This window comes from Parabacteroides sp. Marseille-P3160, from assembly GCF_900162725.1.
Lineage (GTDB): Bacteria > Bacteroidota > Bacteroidia > Bacteroidales > Tannerellaceae > Marseille-P3160.
The window spans coordinates 4,422,649-4,445,482 of record NZ_LT799418.1 but is presented as its reverse complement, the minus strand read 5'-3'; the positions used below and the strand labels follow the sequence as shown (position 1 = coordinate 4,445,482).

The following is a 22,834-nucleotide window of genomic DNA, read 5'->3' as shown; positions in this document are numbered from 1 at the left end:
TCAGTCAATAAGCGAATGGCTTTTGACACGCCCTTATTTTCTTTTTTTGAATCTTTTAATTAAATAACAGCATGAAATATTTAGTCAGGACCGTCTGTTTTCTGATCGTGGGAATCTTTATTTCTTGTCAAACCAAATTAGAACGTCCGGCGTTGTTCGTGGAATCCCGCAGGGATAACAAAGATACTGTTTGGCAAAAATATCCGGTTCGGACTATCGATGGATTAGCTGGATTTAAACAGGAGAAAGAGCCGCATACTTCCGGATATGGAGGATGGAAGGAGTGGCGAAAAGATGCTACGGGATTCTTCCGCACAGAGAAAGTGGATGGACGCTGGTGGATAATAGATCCTGAAGGTTATCCTTTTATACATAAAGCAGTCGTCGCGTTTAATCCGGGTAAATCAGAAAAACAAAAAAAAGCTTTCGACGATAAGTTTGGTACTATGGAGAATTGGGTGAATACGGAAAGCGGTTTGTTGGAAGGTTGTGGGTTTAATGGAACAGGAGCGTGGACCAATGTCGATATGGTACGCCGGGTGGAAAAACCGTTGGTCTATACTATAATCGTCTCACCAATGGGCGCTTATAAAAAAGAGCATTTAAAGAAATTTAAAGGTAAATATGAAGAAGCCGGTTGGCAGGGCTATCGGTTCGACTTGGTAATGGTCTTTGACAAAGAATTTGATGCGTATGTGGAACAGACCATTGAACCCGTCTCTAAATATAAAAATGATAAGTATTTGTTAGGTTACTTTACCGATAATGAATTGCCTTGGGTCTTTGATGCTTTGGATAGACACCTGGCAAAATTAGGAAAGAAAGAACAAGGGTATATAGCAGCCAGGAAATGGTTTGACGAACGTAAAGGAAGAAATGCTTCTGTTGAAGAAATAAATGATGACGACAGAGCAGCCTTTACGGCTTTCTATTTTGAAACTTATATGAAGAAAGTTACGGGTGCTCTTAGAAAGGCGGACCCTAACCATTTGTATCTGGGATGCCGGTTCAATCAAGATAAAAGAAAACAGGAGTTGACTAATCCTGCTATTTTCGAAGTAGCAGGGAAATATATGGATATTGTATCTATCAATCACTATCGTAAATGGGAACCGGACCAGGAATTACTGGACCATTGGGGGGAATGGGCTAATAAACCGTTTATTATCACAGAATGGTATACAAAAGCGGAAGACTCTGATTTACCGAATAATACCGGGGCCGGATGGCTGGTCCATACACAATACGACCGAGGTCTTTTTTATCAAAATTTCACTTTAGGACTTATTGAAAATAAGAATTGTGTTGGTTGGCATTGGTTTAAATATATGGATAACGATCCGGATGATCTGACAACCGATCCGTCAAACAGGGATTCGAATAAAGGGGTGGTCGACAGGTATTATAAGCCCTATTCAGATTTACTGGAACAGATGAAACAGATAAATAGGAATACTTATAACTTGATTAAGTATTTTGATAAATAATAGTATATGATGAAAAGATTGTCTTTAAGGATTTGCAGTCTATTCGTGTTTTGTGGGATGTTTGGTTATCTTTCTGCTCAAGACAATTTGGAGAACCGGATCGAGAAGATGCTGTCGAAGATGACTTTGCGTCAGAAAATCGGACAGATGAATCAGGTAAATGCACGTAAACCGGATGGAAAACTTTATCAGCAAATCAGGAACGGAGAGGTCGGTTCTATTTTAAATGCTGAAGATCCGGTTCTCCTGAATCAGCTGCAAAAAGCAGCTGTGGATAGTTCCCAATTGGGTATTCCCCTTCTTTTTGCAAGAGATGTCATACATGGATTCAAAACAATTTTCCCGATCCCGTTAGGACAAGCAGCTTCTTTTAATCCGGAAATAGTGGAAGAAGGGGCTCGTGTTGCTGCGGTTGAAGCATCGGAGAATGGCATCCGCTGGACTTTTGCTCCTATGATGGATATCTCCCGCGATCCCCGCTGGGGACGTATTGCCGAAAGTTTCGGGGAAGATACTTATTTGTCCGAGGTCATGGCTGTGGCTATGGTTAAAGGTTTTCAGGGTAAAGATTTGTCGGATCCGTCATCTATTGCTGCTTGTGCCAAACATTTTATAGGATACGGCGCGGTGGAAGGCGGACGCGATTATAATATCTCCAATATACCCGAAAGGCAGTTGCGTAATGTTTATTTACCTCCTTTCGAACGGTCGATTCAAGAAGCCGGGTGCGCCACGATTATGACTTCTTTCAATTCTAATAACGGGATACCGCCCAGTGCAAGCAAATTTTTATTAACGGATCTGCTGCGGAAAGAATGGAAGTTCGATGGGGTAGTCGTCTCCGACTGGGCATCAGTCAGTATTATGGTTACCCAAGGTTTCTGTGAAGATAAGAAAGAGGCGGCAAAAAAAGCGGCTAATGCAGGGTTGGAAATAGAGATGGTTTCCGGTTGTTTCATCGACCATCTGGAACAATTAGTGAAAGAAGGAGCCGTGTCTGAAGAAACGATTAACAACGCTGTAAGGAATATTTTAAGATTAAAATATAAGCTCGGACTTTTTGACAATCCCTATACGGATCTCCGGCCGGAACGGAAAATATATGCGGCTGAACATTTAAAGGCCGCGAAGAAAGCCGCTGAAGAATCTTTCGTCCTTTTGAAAAACGAGCAGGATATTCTTCCTCTTGGTAATGATATTAAGACTGTTGCCGTAATCGGCCCTTTGGCTGATGCCCCTCATGATCAGATGGGTACATGGTGCTTCGACGGAGAAAAAGAATATACCCAAACTCCGCTGGAGGCCTTGAAGAAACAATTCGGCAAAAATGTAAATTTCATATATGAACAGACACTCGCTTTTAGCAGGGATAAAGACAAAACCAAATTTCCGAAAGCCATAGAAGCTGCTCTCAAATCGGATGTCATACTTCTGTTTGTTGGAGAAGAATCTATTCTATCAGGAGAAGCCCATTCCCTTGCCGGGTTGGATCTTGTAGGTGCGCAATCGGAATTACTGTCGGAACTTAGTAAAACAGGAAAGCCGATTGTAACGGTTATCATGGCAGGACGGCCCCTGACTATCGCTAAAGAGCTTGATCTGTCGGATGCTGTGCTATACGCCTGGCATCCTGGAACAATGGGAGGGCCGGCTCTTGCCGGTATTTTATTTGGCAAGTCATATCCAAGCGGGAAACTCCCTGTAACTATTCCTCGCTATGTGGGGCAAATACCTCTTTATTATAGCCATGAAAAAATAGGGCGACCTGCAAAGAAAAATGAAGTATTATTGGATGATATTCCTTCGGAGGCTAAACAATCTTCCTTAGGCAATACTTCTTATTATCTGGACGCCGGTTTCGATGCCCTTTTTGATTTCGGTTATGGACTTTCTTATACCACCTTTGAATATTCTGACCTGACTTTATCTAAAGATATTTTATCTAAGGATGAGGTACTTCAGGTGAGTGTTGCTTTAAAGAATACGGGGAAAAGAGAAGGATGTGAAGTGGTTCAGCTATATACTTCGGATATAGCGGCATCGATAGCACCTCTTGTGAAAGAGCTCAAAGACTTTAAAAGAGTCACCTTGAAACCGGGAGAGCAACAGGTTGTAACATTTGACTTACCGATACAAAAATTAGCATTCTGGAATTATGAAATGAAAAAAGTGGTCGAACCCGGGAAATTCGATGTTATGGTTGGTGGTAATAGTGTCGATCTATTAACAAGAAGATTTACCGTTAAATAAAGATGGGAATTTTCGGTTACATTTATAGACTCATAGTACATTGCCGGAACTTCAGGCTCCATTTTTCACAGTAAATAAAAAATAGAACATTAAAACGATATAGATATGATGAAACGAACTCTTTTTGTATTTATCCTGCTTTTTACATTAGGTAATCTTTATGCTAAAGAAATACCTTTGGTGTCTAATATATATGCCCGTCAGCCGATCAGTCTTAACGGGAAATGGAACTACGTCGTAGACCCTCTGGAAAACGGCTATTATGATTATCGTTTGAAACCTTTTGAAAAGAATGGTTTTTTTGAAAATAAAAAGGCGAAATCTCCTTCCGATCTGGTCGAATATAACCTGGATACATCACCTTTGATGAATATTCCCGGAGACTGGAACACAAGAGACAGGCAATTGTATTTCTATGAAGGAACAGTGTGGTTTAAAAAAGACTTTAAATACACGAAAAGAACAGGACAAAGAGACATCCTTTATTTCGGAGCCGCCAACTATGATGCAAAAGTTTATGTAAACGGGAAGAAAGTCGGGGAGCATATCGGTGGATATACTCCATTCAATTTCGATATAACGGATGTGGTCAAAAACGGAGATAATTTTGTCGTGGTAAAAGTTGATAACAAGCGGGCAAAAGATAATGTACCGACGGTGAACATGGACTGGTGGAATTATGGAGGCATTACACGTGATGTAATGATCGTTCAGGTTCCGGATCTATATGTTGAAGATTATTCGATACAATTGAAAAAAGGTTCAAAAGATACCATTTCAGGCTGGATACAATTAAATGCTCAAACAGCGGGCCAGGGGATCATTGTCGAGATTCCCGAATTGAAGATAAAACAACAACTGATAACAGATGCCCAGGGCAGAGCTGCCTTCGAATCAAAAGCCAAATTAGTCTATTGGTCTCCTGAAAATCCTAAACTGTATGATATCGTAATCAACGAGGAAAATAGTGAAATCAAGGATCAGATAGGCTTTCGTAGAATTGAGACAAAAGGGAAACAAATCCTTCTCAATGGTAAGCATGTATTTCTTCGCGGGATAAGTATTCATGAAGAGGCTCCATACGAACGCGGACGGGCTTGGTCAAAAGAAGATGCTAAGACCCTTTTGACTTGGGCAAAGGAAATGGGATGTAATTATGTACGCCTTGCTCACTATCCCCATAATGAAATAATGGTTCGTGAAGCCGAAAAAATGGGATTAATGGTTTGGTCGGAGATCCCCGTTTATTGGACAATATCGTGGGAGAATCCTGCGACTTATCAAAATGCAGAAAAACAATTACATGATATGATCTATCGGGATAAAAACCGTTCTGCTGTTATTATATGGTCGATCGCAAATGAAACACCGCATAGTGATGCACGTGATAAATTCCTGAGCGATTTATCGAAATATGCACGTCAGCAAGATAATACACGTTTGATTAGTATGGCTATGGAAGTTACAAAAGCGCCGGATAACTTGAATAAACTTGTGGACAATATGAATGAATATGTAGATGTCATTAGCTTTAATCAATACATTGGCTGGTATCGCGCATCTAATGAAGCAGCTCATCTGATGAAATGGGAAATACCTTATGATAAGCCTGTGATAATAAGTGAATTCGGGGGTAGTGCTTTGCAAGGTCTCCATGGGGATAAAACAGAAAGATGGACCGAGGAATATCAAGAGGAATTATATATACGTAATTTGGAAATGTTGGAAAAGATCGACGGATTATCGGGTTTATCGCCATGGATCTTGGTTGATTTCAGGTCTCCTCGCCGACAACTTCCCGGTATCCAGGACTTCTTTAATCGTAAAGGTCTTATATCAAGCTGGGGAATCAAGAAAAAGGCATTCTATGTAATGCAGGATTACTATAAGAAAAAAGAAGCGGAATATAAATAACTGTATAAATGACAAAAGAGATAACATATTACTTAATCCGGTATTTGAACACTTAGCACAGAAGTATAGACATCGCTTATTCCTGGTAGAATCTTCACAAAAAAGAAACCGGATTACGGAAGACCTATTATTATAAACTTTATATTTGCATCTCAATAGGAGGTGAATTTATAATGAATGGAACAGGCTGATAATAAAAAGTGGATTGATTTAAGGCACGTACTATTACAGAAAGCACCTTCTCTTGCCGGGATTATGCCTGCCTTTCTTATTAATTATCTGATCCGTATCGTACATCAGGATGAACTGAATGAGATATTGAATCGATATAAGGATAAGGACGGCGTCGCTTTTATGCAGGAACTGATCCATTATTTCGACTTGACGCTGGAGTTGGTGAATGCGGAAAATATCCCGGAGGATAACGGTGGGAGATACCTGTTTGCGTCTAATCATCCATTGGGAGGTTTGGACGGTATCTGTCTATCGGCTGTTCTCGGCGAACGGTTTTATGGGAAAATAAAATATCCGGTCAACGACTTGCTGTTGTTTATCCCGAATCTTCGTTCGATTTTTGTACCGATCAACAAGCACGGTAGACAGGGCAGGGAAGCTGCGATTCAGATGGAAGAGACCTATGCTTCGGATAATCAGGTAATCACCTTTCCAGCCGGTCTTTGCTCGAGAAAGCAAAAAGGGCAAATACGGGACTTGGATTGGAAAAAGTCATTTATTCAGAAAGCGGTGGTGCATCAGCGGGATATTGTTCCTGTCTATTTTGAAGGACGGAATTCAGATTTCTTCTATCGGTTAGCTAACCTTCGGAAACGATTGGGTATCCGGGTGAACCTTGAGATGATCTATCTTTCCGATGAGATGTTTCGTAGCAAGCATAAAACGTTTCGAATTTATTTTGGCCGGCCTATTCCCTGGCAGTCTTTCGACAAAAGCCGCAAACCGGAGGAGTGGGCAGAATGGGTTAAAGACAAGGTCTATAAACTTTCAAAAGGATGATACAGAGTGAAGAAATAATCCAGCCGGTTTCCCGGCAATTGTTGAAGGAGGAACTGACTCCGGAGAAGAAATTACGGAAGACGAACAAGTCGGACAACGAAATTTATATTGTAACGGCGAAAGACTCCCCCCATATAATGCAGGAAGTAGGACGTTTACGCGAAATCGCATTCCGCTACTACGGAGGGGGAACCGGATTGGCCTGTGATATTGACGAATTCGATACAATGGAAGGAGGTTATCGGCAATTAATTGTCTGGAGCCCCTCCGACGAGCAGATCTTGGGCGGCTACCGTTTCTTATGCGGCACGGATGTACGATTCGATCCGTACGGCAAACCGCTTCTGGCTACTTCCCACCTCTTTAACTTTTCGAAAGAATTTATAGAAAACTATTTACCTTATACCGTAGAACTGGGGCGTTCTTTCGTTTCGCTTGATTACCAGGCGACACTGGGGCGATCCAAAGGAATCTTCATCCTGGATAACCTTTGGGACGGACTGGGCGCTTTGACCGTCATCGATCCTACACTGAAATACTTCTATGGTAAAGTTACGATGTACAATACTTATAATCAGGAAGCGCGGAACATGATCCTGTATTTCCTTCAGTTGCATTTCCCGGATCCGGAAGGACTGGTTATTCCAATCTGTCCCCTGGATGTACAAAGCAATCTGGAAAAAATGAAAGCACTGTTTCACTACGATAACTTTAAAGACAATTATAAGGTGTTAAATCAGGAAGTCCGTAAGTTCGGAATCAATGTTCCTCCTTTGGTGAACGCCTATATGAGCCTTTCGCCGAAGATGCGTACCTTCGGGACGTCGATCAATGGAGAGTTCGGCGATGTGGAAGAAACGGGAATCCTGATTGCCATCAATGAAATTCTGGAAGAAAAGAAGAAGCGCCATATCGAAACCTATCTGAAGGAATTAAAGGAAAAAAGAGCGAATGGGCAGGTGATAAGGAAACCGGCCTGCATGATTGTTTATCCCTCCGCGTTGTAAGCGGCGGCGCATTCGCTCAAAGCATGATACCACTCTTCACCGAACCTCCGGACCAGCGGCTCGCGTAAAAAACGGTAGAGAGGAAGTTTTTCGCGGGCTCCCAGCAGTTCTGCCGCCTTGCATATATCCCAACGATGATAATTGACGGCTGTGAAACCGGCATACTTCGTGATACGCACCGGGTAAAGATGGCAGGAGATCGGTTTGTAAAACCGGACGCGCCCTTCACGATACGCTTTCTCGATTGCACATTTGCACGTGCCGTCCGAATCATAACAGGTGAAAACACAATCTTTTCCATTTACGATGGAGGTGACTAAGTCACCGTCCGAATCCACGTAAGCTACCCCTTGTTCCTCAATGATTGCCTGCGCTTCTGGAGACAGGTCGTCCCATACTTCGGGCAATGCTTCTTCCAGCAAAGGCAACTCTTCCTCTTCCAACGGAGCGCCGGATTCCCCTTCGATACAGCAGGCGCCCTTGCATATTCCCAAGTCGCATATGAAATGCCTTTCGAGTAAATCAAGGCTAATTAAGGTATCGTCAATTTGAATCATTTTCTATGCTATTGTAGTCGGTAACCAAACCGGGCGCAAACTTAGGTAAAAAGAGCGGATTTTCCGGGAAAAGATGTCGGTTTTTTCCTTTGGAAACGGATTCTGCTTATCTTTAGCATTGAAATGGATAAAATAGTTCAAGATGCGGAATTAGGCGAGGTTGTCCTTCGCCGCAGTCCCCGGGCCAAACATTATACGATTAAGATTTCGAAGGGGAAAGTCATTGCGATCCTGCCCGAACGGACAGGAGAGGAGGAGCGGATGTTGGCATTTATCCGGGAGCAACGCCCTAAAATCAAAAAAGCCCTTCAGCGCCATCCGGAGCCGGAGCTATTGAACGAACAGACCTCCTTGCAGACGGCAACCTTTGGTGTCCGCATTTATTGCACAAAGCGTGATAATTTCTATTTAAGCTTGAAAAACAAGGAACTGCAGATCGCCTGTCCCGAAGGGACCCCTTTCGAGAAAGAGGAGGTGCAGCGAGTGCTCCGGAGCATGTTGGAACGCGCCCTGAGGCATGAGGCAAAACGACTTTTACCGCAACGTTTGATGGCTTTTGCCGCGCAATACCACTTTACCTGTATAGAGGTGAAAATCAACAACAGCCGGACGCATTGGGGGAGTTGCACGCCGCGCAAAAGCATCAACCTCTCCCTTTCCCTTCTTCTGCTTCCCTGGCATTTGATTGATTATGTATTGCTGCATGAACTTTGCCATACGGTGGAGATGAACCATAGCGAACGTTTCTGGAATTTGATGGCTCAGGTAACCGACGGAAAAGCCCGCCAGCTGCGCGACGAATTGAAAAGTTACCACATGCTTTGACCCGGAAATTACTTCTTCCTTTTTGAAATTTCTTTTTTATTGTGTCAATGAAATCCGGAGACTGACTCCGTAACTGGAGTTGGACGTAGGATAGGCGGCGCTGGATACCAGCGGTTCGTTGATCTGCAGGTCATAGAAACCGCGGAGCGTGAGCGATTTGCTGAAAGCGTAGTCCGCCGAAAATTGCAGCGTCTTTGCGATATTTCCGCTCGTTGCCTGGGTTGTTGCATCTTCTATTTTACGGATCAGTGATTGCATCTTCCGGTAGGAGAAATCCAGCCTTACGGTCAGGTCGTTGCTGAAATCGTTTTTCTTTTTCATCTTCAGCACCTTATTAAAGTCGGCATACTTATACCCCAAGCCGAGAACCACATCGTTTGAGAGTGACTCTACCAGTTGGAATGAAGAAATATTCAGGTTTAAGTTGCGGGTCCGCTGGAGCTTGAAAGAGGTAGTCACGTCATTCAATAAAGTGGCATCCACTCCGAATAAGGGAGTGAAGGACTCGGTCAGGCTGACGGCCGAAATGTCGTAAGGGGAAGAGGGCGTTGGATTTCCGCTTGCTACGCTGCGCACATATCCCAAACCATCCAAGTTGGCATCCACCCAGTTGAGGAAGGAAGAGAAAGTTCCCACCCGGTATAAAGAGGTGTACTGGTGATTGAGCGTGACATTCTTGAAATATTTCCTTACCATTTCCAAGCGTCCCAATCCGTCATAAGTGATCCTCCAGTTCGGGAGCAGGCTGGCGATAGAGGGGAAAGGCGATAAGGATACGCTTCCTGCGTTTTTTCCGGTATAGGCGGCAAGAAAAGCAGGAATCAATACATCCACCGAATTTTCGCTGATGACCGAGCGCTCCGGGTCGAAAGGTTTCCCGGCATCGGACGAACTTTGGAAAAATCCGGTTGTCGGATAGTTCGTTCCGATATATCGGTTGCGGATGCGATCGGCAATGATACTGCGGTTCGCGCGGAACTTCTCAAAAGCGTCGGAATGATAATTGTTTACCAGATCCCCGGAGCTTTGGAAAGCGGTTCCGAGTGTGATTGTCGTCATGGTGAAACTTCCGCCGTATTGTTCCGGCATACCGTCATTCATGAAATAGATTTCCGTATCCCGTGTATCTTGCCGGTTGGCATTCAGGTCGATTTTTAATCCCATGGCCGGTTCCAGGCTGGCGCGGATGGAGAACGTTTTGGATTTGTTGATCATGGCTGGAGTGGTCAGGTTTTCGTCGATGACCAACCATCCCTGGTCATAAGCCCGGTCTATGTACCCGCGGTCTACTTGCCCGAAAGCGAAGCCCACCCCCGGAGCCGTGCCGGCGGCTGTCGAACCCTGTCCGAACCAGTCTCCGATATTCGGGCGGAAGCCGGGCAGCATCATCCCGTCGGTCAGCGTATATTGTACATTCAATCGTCTTAGCATCATGGCAAAGCGGGAAGAATACTCGGCCGCTTCGGTCAGGAAGGTTTCCGAAGGAGGCGGGCCTTCGACTATGCTCAGTTTCAGTTTTACGGTGTCTTTGTTCAAGATGCGGATACGTGCAAAGTCTACCGGTTTGAAGTTTATCCGATACGTCCGCCCGTCTTCTCTTTTCGCTACGATACGGAGTTTTTTCGACATCATATTGTGGACGACAACCGTAGCGCTGTCCATGCTCAGTTGAACTTCTTTTTCCAGTTTCGGCTTAGCTTTCTGTGCCGGTTGCGGGCGCTGCCGGTTCTGGGTAGTCGCCGCGGTGAACTTTTGGTTTACCTTTCTCAGATAGAGATTCTTGTTATATAAAGACAGCAGGTTGAAATTACCCTGGAAATTGAATTGTCGCTGGTTCTTGATCGTGTTACCTAATTCGGCCTGTATTTCGGATTCCAGCAAGGCGCCGCGCTCCCAGTTGTACTGTGCGTTATAGGTTAGGGAGCCGTTTGCCCAGTCGAGGAAGGGGAAATATTGGAAAGGAATATTGAATGTCGCATTAAATGTTTGGTCGTAGGTCCACGGAGTTCCCAAGTTGCGGATGCTTTGTTGTACCGAATCTTTCCATACCTGGTAATCGTCCGGGTTCAATTCCTTGTTTACCTGCACATGAGGAGTTTCGATTCTGGCATTTGTATTGGATTGGTAAGAGAACTGAAGGTTATTGGTTATATTCCAATTGATTCCGATCTGGCGATCCCAAAGGAAGGTTTCGCTGAAAGAGGGTAGAAGTTTGCTTTGCCCGCTTCCGCTCAGATCCCTTAGCTGTATTTCGTAATAGTTCCGTATCATATCCGAACGGAAGCTGATATTCGATGGTAAATAATTCATGGAGAATTGCTTGAGGTATCTGCGGGCTCCGGCGCTGTTCTTCATGTTGGCAAACGGTTGGAGCGGCTTTGCGTAAGGCGAGTAACTATAACCGAAATTGCCCCTTTGGTCTTTGGTCGTTTCGTACTCCGTTTCTGGATTCTTCTTTTGCGTTTGGCTGTAAGAATAACCGAATACAAAATTGGCCGGATCATAAGGCATTGGATTTTTGCTCTTGATATTGACGCGTACATTGTTGAGTGCGAAACTGGTGGTTGTCGTCTGGTCATTGGCTAAATTCCGGATGGAATCTTTTTCGGCCTTTGTTTCCAGAATATCCAATGCATCCTTCAGTTTGATATCCTGATCCAACGGATTGTATTTCGGGGAATAGGTATCCTTGGAATAGGCATAATATAACGGGAGGCTCACCTGAGTCTTTTCGGGAAAGAATTTACCGAGTTCGATTGTCGTGGCCACATTGTATTGTCTGAAGTCTTCCATGCGGCGTTCGGCGACGGATTGGTCGAGGGCGCCGAATCCGGCCGTTTCGATATGGCCTCCCACGTTTACCGTTCCTAAATCGGATAAGGCGATATTCAAATTGGAACGGGCTGCCCAGCCTCCCGCCTCGTCAAAGTCGGTCAGACGAAGTTCATTTACCCAAACTTCCCCGCTCTTGACGTCTTTCGAATTGTTGCGTACTCCGATCATAATGGTTTTAACTTCAGACAGGCTGGGGTTACCGATGATGCTCACTTTGTTTTTCGTGTTCGACGGATCGTATTCCGAATAAATAGTCTGGAAGTTAACGCCGGGAACGCCTTCCCGTTTCGCCTTGTTCCGGTTCAGCTTCAGATCGGTCAACACTTCCATCGCAAAATTGATCATGTTGTCTTCCGGCCAAACCGCCTGCTGGTCGGCTGTCAGATAAGTGTTGTAACTCCGGTGGGGAGTCAGCGACAAAGGTACTTCGTATTCGTAATAATTGTTTTTCGTATCCGAACCCAGACGGATAAAGACGGACAGGTCGCCATTGGACAAATCGGTTACGTCATTGATGAATTTCTCTGCATGTACGAACATTTGCAAGCGTTTGTACATCCTGAGGTCATAGTAGGTCGTTTTATAGACTGCCCGCGCATCCAATGGATCCAGATTGTTTATTTTCATCGAAAGCGCTTGTTCGTTCTGCTGGCGCAGTTGCGGTTGCCCCGGATCCAACATACGGCTGACGCCTGGAGGAAGGACATAGTTAACCGGCGTGCGTTCGTTGTTCTCTTCGATGTTGACAGACGAAACATCTAACGTCCCGTGTCCGGAGGACGGCATGTTCGGGTTGGAGAGATCCCGCGTATAGGAACGCCATTCGCCCCGTACCAATTGGAAGGTTCCGAAACGCAAGACCGTCGGATCCTTGAATCGGGTCATGAACAGGCGCATGAAACGGATCGTTTTGAAGTCGCTGATCCCTCCGATCGCCCGCTCATACTCCTTTACCGGTACTTTGAACTGGTACCAGGTGACGGTGTCGGTCGTTCCGTTGGCCAACTTGACGGCGCGGCGTTGCATATCGACGATATGGTTTCCGCCTACGGACAAGTCTTTCGGGCGGAGCGATATTTTATATTCGAAATATTTCTCGTTTTCATTCAACGTATTATCCTGATTCAAATCTTCGACATCCGGAATAGTACGGGATGAGGTCGAATAGCTCTCATTGGACGACTCTACGTCTTTTGAATTGCCTTCGGTGCCATTATATCGCTTGTAGCGAGTAAGGATATCCGCCTTCTGTTGGTCGAGATCCGATCCCCGGTAATAGTGGAATAAATCACTGCCCGGATTCCTTAAGGGGGAATAGGCATCCTCTTCCATTTGTGTGATAACACTCGAGGATAACTTGCTTCTCAATTGGGTGACGAAATTCTGATAGGTCGGAAACTCCAACTCTTCCTGAGCGGAAAGGCCATTGAAGCCTACATCCTGTTTCTCGCGCGCTCCGGAGGTGTTGTCAAAGGCATATACCGTACTTTGCTGCTTCGGGACAAATCCCCAGGCCGTGGAATCGACTTTGCTCCGGTCTCCGTCGATCGGAAGCCCGTTTTCAAAGAACTTCTTCCCATCTTTCAAAATATCTTCCGATACTTCTCCCAGGTTGAAGTATAAATCCCCGCCCTCGGCATTCGTATCGTAAATGAACGGATCCATTAACCAGAATTCGATATATTCGATATTGGCCGTTTCAAAGTCGCTTTGGTCGATCTTTCGCATGATTCCTCCGAAACGCTGTTCCGGGTTGAGTAACGTGCCGTCCGTATTGATATTTTCGGCATCCAGGTTATAAGGTCCGCGTTCGTTGGGATAATAAGCCAGGTTCAAGACCGAGATCAAGTTATTTTCATTATAACCGATATCCTTGTTGGGAAACAATTCGCTATAGGGAACCGCGCGTACGTAATGGTTCGACAGGTCGTCAGATGTCATATACGAAGGACGGAGAGAGGACTTCGGACGGGTAAATATCCCGTCGATATAATACCAGGCCAGCAAAGCCCGGTTTTTCCCGTAATTAATGTCATTGATCAGGCTGGATTCCGGGAACATGCCTCCTTTGCCTCCTTCCGAAGGAACACTGGCCAGGGTCCATGGATAGGGGTTTAATAAGTCAAATCCGCTTTGCGTCGATTCGAAGTCGTCCAGATAGGAATATTTCCCTGTCGTCTCATTCTCGTAATGCCCGGCAATCAAATTGGCGAATTCGGCACTGAAGGAGATCTGGCTCGGCTTACTCAACTCCAGTAAAGGCAGTTTGTCCAACATATTGGTCAGCCATTGGCTTTCTCCCTTATAGGCCATGTTGAATCCCCATAAGGTATTTTTTACCGACTCGTCGCCGAAAGCGGTTTTGGTAGTCAGCGGCATTTCGGAGAGATGCATCAGCGTAGCTCCGACATTGAAGTTCGGTGAAAACTGATAGTTAAGATCCAATCCCATCATTGTTTTCCGCTGCATATTGAAATTCGACTGGTTTTCCAATGATACGCTGATGGGTGTTCCTGCCGAGACAATAGCTTCATTCAGAATAGTTACGACTCCCGATGTATAATCTACCGTATAGTCTGTGTTCTCCGCCAGTAAAACGCCTCCGGCGGTTACTTTTACGGATCCCCGGGCGACATTGGTCGAGCCTAACTGTATTTCCGATCCGGAAGAGGCCTTATATTCCCCCCGGAGCAAGAATTTATTCTTTTCGGCAATCTGCCTTGCGTAAGTCAACGTCGAGTCGTATAATTCCTCGAAGACATACTTATTCGCGACGGCGTCATTCCCTATTTGTTGCCTCAAGTATGAACCGAAGGGTTCCGTGACCGGAAAGATGATGCGACCGTTATCCGCCAGAATGGTATAGCCGCTGATAAAGTCGAAGATTCCGTCGGGATAGGGTTCGTTCTGCGCATCCAGGCGGTCTAATCTCATAACGCGCAGCAGTGTTTTTTCCTTGATATTTCCTTCGGAGATATAATTGACATAAGTTCCGGTCGTATCGCTTTGGTAGAGCACTTCCAACTTAAACTTTTCCTTTTGTACGGAAAATGCATTAGGCAAGGCGTATATATTCTTCATCATCAAATTCCAGAAAGGCATTGCGGGAGACAAAGTCGTCCCTTTCAGGAGCTTCACATACAAGCTGGATGTCGTGTTTTGGGTATTGTCGGAGGAAAACTCGCCCACCTGGTAAACCGTTCCCCGGTAGGTGTAATCGAAAGCGACCCCGAGCACTTCATCCGGTTGCAATTGTGTTTTAAGCGAGATGTAACCCAATTCGGAGTTCAGAGAGTATTCCGATTGATCCAGCAAACGGGCGCTCTCCACTTTTTCGTAATCTACCCCGCCATTGTAAATGCCGTCGCTGAATGCGGCCGTTACTTTACTTATGTCCCTCGCACCGGCATAAACGCTTCCTGCCCCGGTTAATTGGGAGTAGAGTGTGTTGGCATCGTTAACGGGGATCTTCAGGGAAGCGCTGGGCTGTACGGCCGGATTGCTGATATGCTCGGCTTCTCCCAAATCGGAAAAAGCCACGATATTGCGTGACTGGTCGTAGTTGCTCCGCTTATTGGTAATCCATACCTCGATCCGGTTGATTTTTACCGCCGATTGGATGAGCGGCAATGCCGAAAGCGCCTGATTGTATATATCCCGGAAATAGTGGGAAAGGAAAAAATGCCGGTTCTCATCGTACTGATCGATTGTCAATTCGAAATCTTTTGTCTGTACGCCGCCTTTCGACTGGACAGTTCGGGATTCCGATTGCTGTTGGGCGAAAAGCGTATTCACCCGGAGCTTCCCGAATTGCAAGTCGGCTTTCATACCGAAAAGGGCTGCTCCGCCGTTGATCAGGGAATTGCCGGTTGTCATGCTTACATTCCCGGCTTCCAGCGTCTTGATGATTTCATCCTCTTCGCCGGTATAGGCCAGATTCAACTTCTTTGAGTCGAAGTCGAAAGACGTTTCCGTATTATAATTCATCCCGAAATTAACCTTGGAACCCACTTTGGCTTGCATATTCAATTGGACATTCTCATCGAAATTGAAGAAGGTACGGTTCCGCGAGCGTTCCGGGAGAGTAGGGTTATCTGTTTTGTTTGTTTTCAGCCCCATCGTAATATCCGCCGAACCTTGCGTGGTTACCCGGACGCCTCCGGGGCCGAAGATCCGTTCAGCCGCCCCCAGTTCGAACTGAATATTGGACAGGTTGGTTTCCTTATTTAATTCCGCCTGATAGTTCTCGTCGTTTTTGCTTTTGAAGTAAGAGCGCATCGATTCTTTCAGGCTGTAACTCTGAAACTCTTCCGGTGTCAGCGTTATTGGCGTTTCCAACTCGGAATCTCCCATTTTGGTGCGGATAATGTAAAGTCCGGTTTTCAGGTCATATTCGATACTGGTTTTGACATTTTCCGGGTTACGTAAATCCAGCGGGTAAGGCTTATTCAAGTCTTTGACATTTTCCGGAATGGTCTTTTGAACCGGATACCGGCTCTTAGGGATCGTATCTTCCGGTTCCTGCACTTGGGATACGGAGAGCGGGCGATCCGGCTGCGTTTGTCCGGCGCCGGATGAATAAAGTACGACCGCATAAAGAAGTACGATCAATGAGGAGATATGTTTTAAATAGTTCTTCATTAAAGCATTCTGAGTGCGCTCTTGATCACTTGTTCGACCGGCAGTGTCGGCGAATTTTTACAAATGGTTGCTACCACTTTTTGTGAGGCTGCTTTCTGGAAGCCCAGCATTAATAAAGCGGCTATTGCTTCTTCCTGTATATCCTCCGATGGGATTCCTCTTGGTTCCGTAGCTACTCCGGTTAGTTTTACCTTATTTTTCAGGTCGACCAGAATCCGTTGTGCCGTCTTCAACCCGATCCCTTTTACGCTTTTGAGTACATTTTCGTTATTGGACGCAATGACTTGGACTAACTCAACGGGAGGAATGGACGAGAGGATCATCCGGGCGGTATTCGGGCCCACGCCGGATACGGAAGTCAGTAATAAAAAGAGTTCGCGCTCTTCTTTTGTCGCAAATCCGAAGAGCAAGTGAGCGTCTTCACGAATCACCTCATAGACATAAATCCGCCCCTCCGGCTTTCCATTGAAGGCGCTGTATGTACTTAAGGAAATGTTCAATTCATACCCTATTCCAGCACATTCCATGACCATTCGCGTAGGCGAAAGTTCTACAATTTCACCCTTTATATATTCAATCATCGCAAGTTTCTAATTAGAAATACGTAACTATAACGAAGAAATAGGGAAAAGCGTATACCGGAAGCAAAGAATTAACATTCTAAAGAATAGCATTGCTGTTGGAAATGCTGCCTTCCTGCAAGAGAGACGGAAGGCTTTAGATGCCTTCCGTTTTATTTTCCTCGGGTAATACCGGCAGATAGAGTATATGCTTTCCCTTTCCTTTGCGGACAAGGAGACCTTTTTCTACGTATTCCTGCAAGTGAACCTCCGCCTGATGACGGGAACAGCGAGTCAAGGCGCTGAACAGGCGGGGAGACAGGTAGCCGGCTTGTCGGGCCAGCAAGAGCATGTCTTCCGTCCAATCTTTCTCATTTATTTTCCTGCTTTCTTTTTCTTTTGCATAGTTACGCTCCAGACCGGCTTTCCGGAGTCGTTTCAATAAATTGGTGTCGCAATGGAAATTTACGTTATCTACCTCGACGGCCATATGGCCATTGTCGGTCCGGGTGGTGTGCAGAGACGGAGAGAAGCAGCCGATTCCTTCCAGTCGGACATGGTAGCCTTGGCTGAGGGACTCTCCCAATATCCAAGCGAATGAGTCCAATGCCGCTTTGACATCGGCCGGCGAGAGTGTGGAACGAGAACAAATCAAAGGGCAAATATCATCGATTCCCCGTGTGCCCGGCGAATAAACACGGGCATGCTGTAATGATTTCCCTTTTTCCCCCTTGGGGTCCGGAATGGAATGAACGGTAAATACAATAGACATGGTACTGAATATTTAAGGTTAGCAGTATGAAAATAGCTTCATGCTGTATTGAAATCCGTTTTCCTGTATACTCAATTTTTTATAGACCTTGGTTAGCCACCAGGCTAACCTTTGTTGACCTGGTGGCTAACCAAGGTTGGTCACCAGGTCAACCTGGGTATAAAAATCCGATTTCTAAGTACAAATATAAAAACAGATACTCCGAATTATTCCGGAGAATAGGGAAATTTGTAAAAAGGGATATAGTCAGGGAATCGGCGTGAGTTTTTATAATTTACTGCTTTACTATATCTTAGCGCTTCCCTTCGTGGTAAATGTACTATTTATTTCCTGAAAAAGTTTTCATTACTATATTTGGATGGAATGCTTCTGTAACCTTTTTCCTGGAAAGACGTCAAATAGACAAACGAGTTAATTAATCATTTAAAGTAAATAGTTATGATGGATTTTATTATGGTTCCTTTAATATTGGGAATTACCTGCGCTGCAATTTACGGGATATTTGAATTGTTTGTCCGGAGGAAAGAACGGATGGCAATTATTGAAAAATTGGGAGACAAAATTAAATCGGCTGATTTAAACGGGAAGATTGAATTACCAAGTTTCGGGCGAAAATTCTCTTTCGGCGCTTTGAAGGCCGGATGTTTACTGGCCGGAATCGGACTTGGACTTTTAGTCGGTTTTATCATCAGCACTTCCATTATTAGCTCCTATCAAAATGACGGTTGGTACAGAGGGGAGTTAATGAGCACCGCTTATGGAGCGTCTGTCTTGCTCTTTGGAGGGATCGGTTTGTTGATTGCTTTTGTCATTGAAATCAAAATGGGCAAGAAAGGCGAAAAGTGATTTTTTTTTGTGTCGTATTTTTCCAGAGATCAGCATAAATCCTGTTCACCTTGAGGTTGGACAGGATTTTTTAGTAAATGTACTTACGTCATAAATAGGAAAATACCTATCTTTGGATAGAAAGTAACTTTTTAAATCGTACACTATGAAAAAACACATTTGCTTCCTTTTTCTTCTTGCGTTCGCCAGCTTATCGGGAACTGCACAAGAGATTGTGATTGAACGACCTCCGTTTAGTATATGGAATTATACGAGTGTTGAAATTGACAAGATCATTCTAAGCGATACTGCTACGATCCTCTATATGACCGGGTATGAGAAACCGGGTCAGTGGATACGTATCGCGCAGGAGACTTATATCCGCGCCAATGGTGAAAAAAAAATGCTTCGCTACGCGACCGGAATGGAATTGAGTAAGGAAGTTTATATGGATGAAACGGGAGAACGTTCGTTTGTTCTTTATTTTCCTCCAATTGATCCCTCTACCGAACGAATCGATTTTATCGAAAGCGATTGCCCCACCTGCTTCAAAATTTGGGGAATTGAATTGAAATCGCCTGTTCTGACGAACCGGATCGGCGTCCCTGAGGGAGCCCGACGGGAACCGGAGGGAATCAATGACACGAAATCCCTTCCTACACCTGTATTTAAAGCAGGCATTGCTACCTTAAAAGGTCAAGTTCTCGGCTATATACCCGAACTCAACTTTGACGGACTCGTATATGCAAACGATCCCCTCACCGGTGAGCAATATGAGTATGAGTTTAAACTCGGAGACGATGGCCATTTTGAAGTCAAAGTCCCCCTCCCTTGTACGATGCAGGTAACGCTTCGCTTGCAAAATCTAAAGCAGATAAAAGTATTGCTTACACCGGAGCAAGAGTCATCCGTCTATGTTGATTTGCAAGGAATAGCTTGCCAGGAATCACGCGCACGCATAGATAAATGTCCGAAAGGACAATGGATCTATGTGAATGGTGCCAATGCGGAGCTGAATCATCAATTCTTGTCGCTGTCCGATTCATTAAACAATACGTTCAATTATGACCGGTTTATGGACGAAATACTGGGTATGTCTGCGAGCCAGTACAAAGAACATGTTTTAAACCTTGCCGATAGCGCGATCAATCGTCTTAAAAACGAAAAGGGATCGCAACAAGTAAAAGAACTGGCTACCGCTGATGTGAAAATGCAGGCGATGGATCGGCTGTTTTTTGGAAGCTATTATTTAGAATCAGCCTATCGGAAAGCGAATAATATAGGTTATAGAGAAAAACTTACCGGTTATACACCTCCCGTCTTTTCTCCCGATTATTATAGCTTTCTGAAAGAATATGAGATCAATGACCCCCGCTATCTTTATACTGCGGACTATTGTTGGGCGATCAATAACTGCAAATTCATTCAGTTGAATGAAGTGAATAAAGAGGGGACTACAAAAGAGATGAAGGAGAAATTGGCCGGGATGGCCGATTTGACTGTAGAGGAATTGAACTATTTGAGCGATCGTGTAAACTCCAATTTTATCAATTGGCCGGAAGATAAAGTGAATTTGTTCAAAAAAAACTGCAATGAATATGTGCAGTCACTCAGACAGACGAATTTATTGGTAGAAAAATATCAAACGCTTATACAGCAAATAGATTCGTTAAATCAGTTACCTGGAAATAATATCCAATCCATTTTGGAAAAAGCCAACTTATTTGATTATCGAGATCTGTCAGTCGATAAACCGGCACATGATACGTTGGAAGCCATACAGATGAAGTTCTTTAAACAGATTGTGCAACCGGATACGTTTTCCAGCGACTTTAGACAGGCATTTTACAATAAGTACGAACGGCAGATCCGATACCTTTGTGCCGAAGAAGTTTTACAATCGCTGATAGGTACGGATAAAGGACTCGCGTTCGACTTGATGGCCACACAAATACTGGCTTCTCCTTTAGATGAAAAAACACCGTTGGCCCCCCGGGTGTTAACGTATGTATCGAAAATGGACAATCCTTTTTATTATACCTATCTGTCGCAGAAAAATGACGAACTTTTGCGTGAGATCGAAGCCAATAAAAAGAAAGGAAATTATACCGTACATACAGTTCCGGAGGCGCTTACCGGAGACAGCTTATTTTATGAGATCATCAAACCCTTTGCAGGGAAAGTCCTTCTTGTCGACTTTTGGGCAACCTGGTGTTCTCCTTGCCGATGGGCTATGAAACAGCTTGAACCGGCAAAACAACAGTTAAAAGAGAAAGGGGTTGCTTTTATCTATTTAACAGACTATACATCTCCGCTAAACACATTTAATTTTATGATTACGGGAATCCCCGGTGAACATTTCCGGCTCACAAAAGAGCAGCTTAATTCCCTGAAACAGAAATTCGGTGTAAATGGAGTTCCTTCTTATTTGATCTTAAATAAGAAAGGGGAACAAACTTACTTTCATGTCGGTTTTGAAGGAACTCAGGTCTTGACTCGTGAGATAGAATCGGCATTCTCCGACTAAAGGCCTTCCTCAGGGCAAACTCTTACCCCTTTGTCGGGCGGAGTGTCCTCACTGCGTCGTGTTGGAAGCTCCTGTTTTGCCTATCCTTAAAAAAGGATAATCATTGCGAGGGCGGAGCCTCGCTTTTATCACCGACGGGAGCTGGAGCTTCCGCCGAACGTAACAGGAGTTTTAAAAGTTTGCCCTGAGGCCTTCCTGCATCTTGCTTACAGAAAGAGTTCTCCGAAGAAAGGAGGGCAATGGAAGTCCGGTTTAGGCAAATCGATCGGGTTCCAGCTTAAGAAATGCGGATACTTTGTTTCGTCCGCACATTTATAGAAGTTTGCCCGGATTTTCTCCGGTAGATTTCCGGGGTCAAGATCCATGGTTGAAAAAGGAATAGCGACCAACAAACTCCAGGTATAAAGTCCTTCTTTTTCTTCGAACGGTTGGTCGCCTATCGAAGAATAGCGCCGGATGCCGGCATATTCTTCCGGCGTAAGCGATTCTTTTTCTGTGCGCGAACGCCTGCGCGAAGCATCACACGTTCCGATGCAATTGAATTCGAAATTACGGTAAATCTTTTCACCTTCCTGTTGCATGAAAAATTCCACGCAACTATCCTGGTATACCGGTGAGCCGTCTTTCCCATAGCTGGCCTTCAGGGAATTCCCTTTTACCACGTAATTGATATATAGACGCAGATTCGTTCGTCCGATGAAAAAGGATACTTCCGGGCGATAGGGGTATTCCGCCCAGTTCAGGCTGTCGATTTCCCCTTTCCGGCCTTTATCCTGCAGCAGGGAGGCAGCCGCCGAAAGCGATAGGACATCCAGTGTTTCGAGGTAAGGTACGTTCAATTTTTTCATTTGTTTCCGGTTTATATATGTAATAGTTGTAACAACGGTAAGTTCAGATATGATGAAAAAAGCGCCGACAATACTCCTACGACGGAAAGGCAGACGATCAGGGAGCCTATAATCCGGTTCAGCAAGTAGGTTCCCCGGATGTTGAACCATTTTCGTAGAGTCGACACGACAAAGGTAATGAAAAACCACCAGCAAATTGCCCCTACGCCAATTCCTCCCAACCCGACCAGGATCATCCACAACGAATTCTCGTGCGCCACAAAGCTGAAGCGGGCAAAGAGAGCGATATAGAGCAATACAATCAGCACATTGCTGAACGTCAGTAAAAAAGCAGAAATGAAATCCTGCGTAAAGGACAGTTTCCTGTCTTTCTGCTTGGCCAGCGCACGCGTTGGATTACTGCGGAAGATATAAAATCCGAATCCGGCCAGTACGACACTACCGAATAGTTGCAGGGGCGTCTGGTTTGCCTCCACAAAATTAACCACAAGCCCCATGCATAGACAGGTGAGAGCGGCGTATGTCAAATCGGACATGGTGGCGCCGATTCCGGTGATGAAACCGTGCCAGCGTCCCTTGTTCAGAGTGCGTTGGATGCAAAGCATGCCAACCGGCCCCATCGGTGCGGAGACCAGGATTCCGATGACAAAACCTTTCCAAAAAAATTCTAACATGCGCTTTCTTTTGCCGCAAAGATAGCATCAACTATTTGAAAAATAATGGAAGAATATGAAAAGGGCGTCATTTGAAAGGTATTTATAGATGTTTTAGC

At 44.9% G+C, this 22,834-nt stretch carries 14 protein-coding genes; 8 read left to right on the top strand and 6 right to left on the bottom strand.

Going from position 1 to position 22,834, the window contains the following annotated elements; all coding sequences use genetic code 11:
• Positions 1-71 precede the first annotated feature (71 nt).
• From BQ8014_RS17775 to BQ8014_RS17755, 5 genes are all read left to right on the top strand, one after another.
• Positions 72-1,487, top strand: coding sequence for a hypothetical protein (locus tag BQ8014_RS17775; protein ID WP_080905531.1), 1,416 nt, complete (start codon positions 72-74; stop codon positions 1,485-1,487).
• A 6-nt stretch (positions 1,488-1,493) separates the two neighbouring features.
• The gene (bglX, locus tag BQ8014_RS17770; protein WP_080905530.1) at positions 1,494-3,737 is read left to right on the top strand and encodes a beta-glucosidase BglX; all 2,244 of its coding nucleotides are present in this window, start codon (positions 1,494-1,496) and stop codon (positions 3,735-3,737) included.
• Between the two features lie 105 nt (positions 3,738-3,842).
• A complete protein-coding gene (locus tag BQ8014_RS17765; protein ID WP_234998085.1) occupies positions 3,843-5,651 on the top strand; it encodes a glycoside hydrolase family 2 protein in 1,809 nt (602 codons plus the stop codon).
• 177 nt (positions 5,652-5,828) lie between these two features.
• A complete protein-coding gene (locus BQ8014_RS17760; RefSeq protein ID WP_080905529.1) occupies positions 5,829-6,665 on the top strand; it encodes a 1-acyl-sn-glycerol-3-phosphate acyltransferase in 837 nt (278 codons plus the stop codon).
• A complete protein-coding gene (locus BQ8014_RS17755) occupies positions 6,662-7,672 on the top strand; it encodes a GNAT family N-acetyltransferase (RefSeq protein WP_080905528.1) in 1,011 nt (336 codons plus the stop codon). Before BQ8014_RS17760 ends, BQ8014_RS17755 begins: the two co-directional genes overlap by 4 nt.
• On the opposite strand, the gene BQ8014_RS17750 is transcribed toward BQ8014_RS17755, so the two are convergent.
• Positions 7,654-8,229: a DUF3109 family protein gene (locus BQ8014_RS17750; RefSeq protein ID WP_080905527.1), complete on the bottom strand. Its 576-nt coding sequence runs from the start codon at positions 8,227-8,229 to the stop codon at positions 7,654-7,656. The genes BQ8014_RS17755 and BQ8014_RS17750 overlap by 19 nt on opposite strands.
• 123 nt (positions 8,230-8,352) lie before the next feature.
• Here BQ8014_RS17750 and BQ8014_RS17745 point away from each other — a divergent pair, with 123 nt between their 5' ends.
• Positions 8,353-9,054 carry a M48 family metallopeptidase gene (locus tag BQ8014_RS17745; protein WP_080905526.1) on the top strand — a complete coding sequence of 234 codons (702 nt, stop codon included), beginning with the start codon at positions 8,353-8,355 and terminating at the stop codon, positions 9,052-9,054.
• Between the two features lie 36 nt (positions 9,055-9,090).
• Here BQ8014_RS17745 and sprA read toward each other — a convergent pair whose 3' ends face one another.
• The 3 genes from sprA to BQ8014_RS17730 form a co-directional block, all read right to left on the bottom strand.
• Positions 9,091-16,530: a T9SS outer membrane translocon Sov/SprA gene (gene sprA / locus BQ8014_RS17740; protein WP_080905525.1), complete on the bottom strand. Its 7,440-nt coding sequence runs from the start codon at positions 16,528-16,530 to the stop codon at positions 9,091-9,093.
• Positions 16,530-17,111, bottom strand: coding sequence for a Holliday junction branch migration protein RuvA (ruvA, locus tag BQ8014_RS17735; protein ID WP_080905524.1), 582 nt, complete (start codon positions 17,109-17,111; stop codon positions 16,530-16,532). Before ruvA ends, sprA begins: the two co-directional genes overlap by 1 nt.
• Before the next feature lie 136 nt (positions 17,112-17,247).
• The gene (locus BQ8014_RS17730; protein ID WP_080905523.1) at positions 17,248-17,862 is read right to left on the bottom strand and encodes an HU family DNA-binding protein; all 615 of its coding nucleotides are present in this window, start codon (positions 17,860-17,862) and stop codon (positions 17,248-17,250) included.
• A 438-nt stretch (positions 17,863-18,300) separates the two neighbouring features.
• Here BQ8014_RS17730 and BQ8014_RS17725 point away from each other — a divergent pair, with 438 nt between their 5' ends.
• Positions 18,301-18,708 (top strand): DUF6249 domain-containing protein, encoded by a 408-nt coding sequence (locus BQ8014_RS17725; protein WP_080905522.1) that lies wholly within the window; start codon positions 18,301-18,303, stop codon positions 18,706-18,708.
• A gap of 145 nt (positions 18,709-18,853) precedes the next feature.
• Positions 18,854-21,214: a TlpA family protein disulfide reductase gene (locus BQ8014_RS17720; protein ID WP_080905521.1), complete on the top strand. Its 2,361-nt coding sequence runs from the start codon at positions 18,854-18,856 to the stop codon at positions 21,212-21,214.
• Positions 21,215-21,420: 206 nt separating this feature from the next.
• Here the strand turns inward: BQ8014_RS17720 and BQ8014_RS17715 are convergent, their stop codons facing one another.
• Together BQ8014_RS17715 and BQ8014_RS17710 are read right to left on the bottom strand one after the other, a co-directional pair.
• Positions 21,421-22,062 carry a carbohydrate-binding family 9-like protein gene (locus tag BQ8014_RS17715; RefSeq protein ID WP_080905520.1) on the bottom strand — a complete coding sequence of 214 codons (642 nt, stop codon included), beginning with the start codon at positions 22,060-22,062 and terminating at the stop codon, positions 21,421-21,423.
• Between the two features lie 11 nt (positions 22,063-22,073).
• Positions 22,074-22,736: a LysE family translocator gene (locus BQ8014_RS17710; RefSeq protein ID WP_080905519.1), complete on the bottom strand. Its 663-nt coding sequence runs from the start codon at positions 22,734-22,736 to the stop codon at positions 22,074-22,076.
• Positions 22,737-22,834: the final 98 nt, after the last annotated feature.

Bases quoted from the DNA above. Each gene is read 5' to 3' on its own strand.
- BQ8014_RS17775 (WP_080905531.1), top strand. From the start codon at position 72: ATGAAATATTTAGTCAGGACCGTCTGTTTTCTGATCGTGGGAATCTTT.
- bglX (WP_080905530.1), top strand. From the start codon at position 1,494: ATGATGAAAAGATTGTCTTTAAGGATTTGCAGTCTATTCGTGTTTTGT.
- BQ8014_RS17765 (WP_234998085.1), top strand. From the start codon at position 3,843: ATGATGAAACGAACTCTTTTTGTATTTATCCTGCTTTTTACATTAGGT.
- BQ8014_RS17760 (WP_080905529.1), top strand. From the start codon at position 5,829: ATGGAACAGGCTGATAATAAAAAGTGGATTGATTTAAGGCACGTACTA.
- BQ8014_RS17755 (WP_080905528.1), top strand. From the start codon at position 6,662: ATGATACAGAGTGAAGAAATAATCCAGCCGGTTTCCCGGCAATTGTTG.
- BQ8014_RS17750 (WP_080905527.1), bottom strand. From the start codon at position 8,229: ATGATTCAAATTGACGATACCTTAATTAGCCTTGATTTACTCGAAAGG.
- BQ8014_RS17745 (WP_080905526.1), top strand. From the start codon at position 8,353: ATGGATAAAATAGTTCAAGATGCGGAATTAGGCGAGGTTGTCCTTCGC.
- sprA (WP_080905525.1), bottom strand. From the start codon at position 16,530: ATGAAGAACTATTTAAAACATATCTCCTCATTGATCGTACTTCTTTAT.
- ruvA (WP_080905524.1), bottom strand. From the start codon at position 17,111: ATGATTGAATATATAAAGGGTGAAATTGTAGAACTTTCGCCTACGCGA.
- BQ8014_RS17730 (WP_080905523.1), bottom strand. From the start codon at position 17,862: ATGTCTATTGTATTTACCGTTCATTCCATTCCGGACCCCAAGGGGGAA.
- BQ8014_RS17725 (WP_080905522.1), top strand. From the start codon at position 18,301: ATGATGGATTTTATTATGGTTCCTTTAATATTGGGAATTACCTGCGCT.
- BQ8014_RS17720 (WP_080905521.1), top strand. From the start codon at position 18,854: ATGAAAAAACACATTTGCTTCCTTTTTCTTCTTGCGTTCGCCAGCTTA.
- BQ8014_RS17715 (WP_080905520.1), bottom strand. From the start codon at position 22,062: ATGAAAAAATTGAACGTACCTTACCTCGAAACACTGGATGTCCTATCG.
- BQ8014_RS17710 (WP_080905519.1), bottom strand. From the start codon at position 22,736: ATGTTAGAATTTTTTTGGAAAGGTTTTGTCATCGGAATCCTGGTCTCC.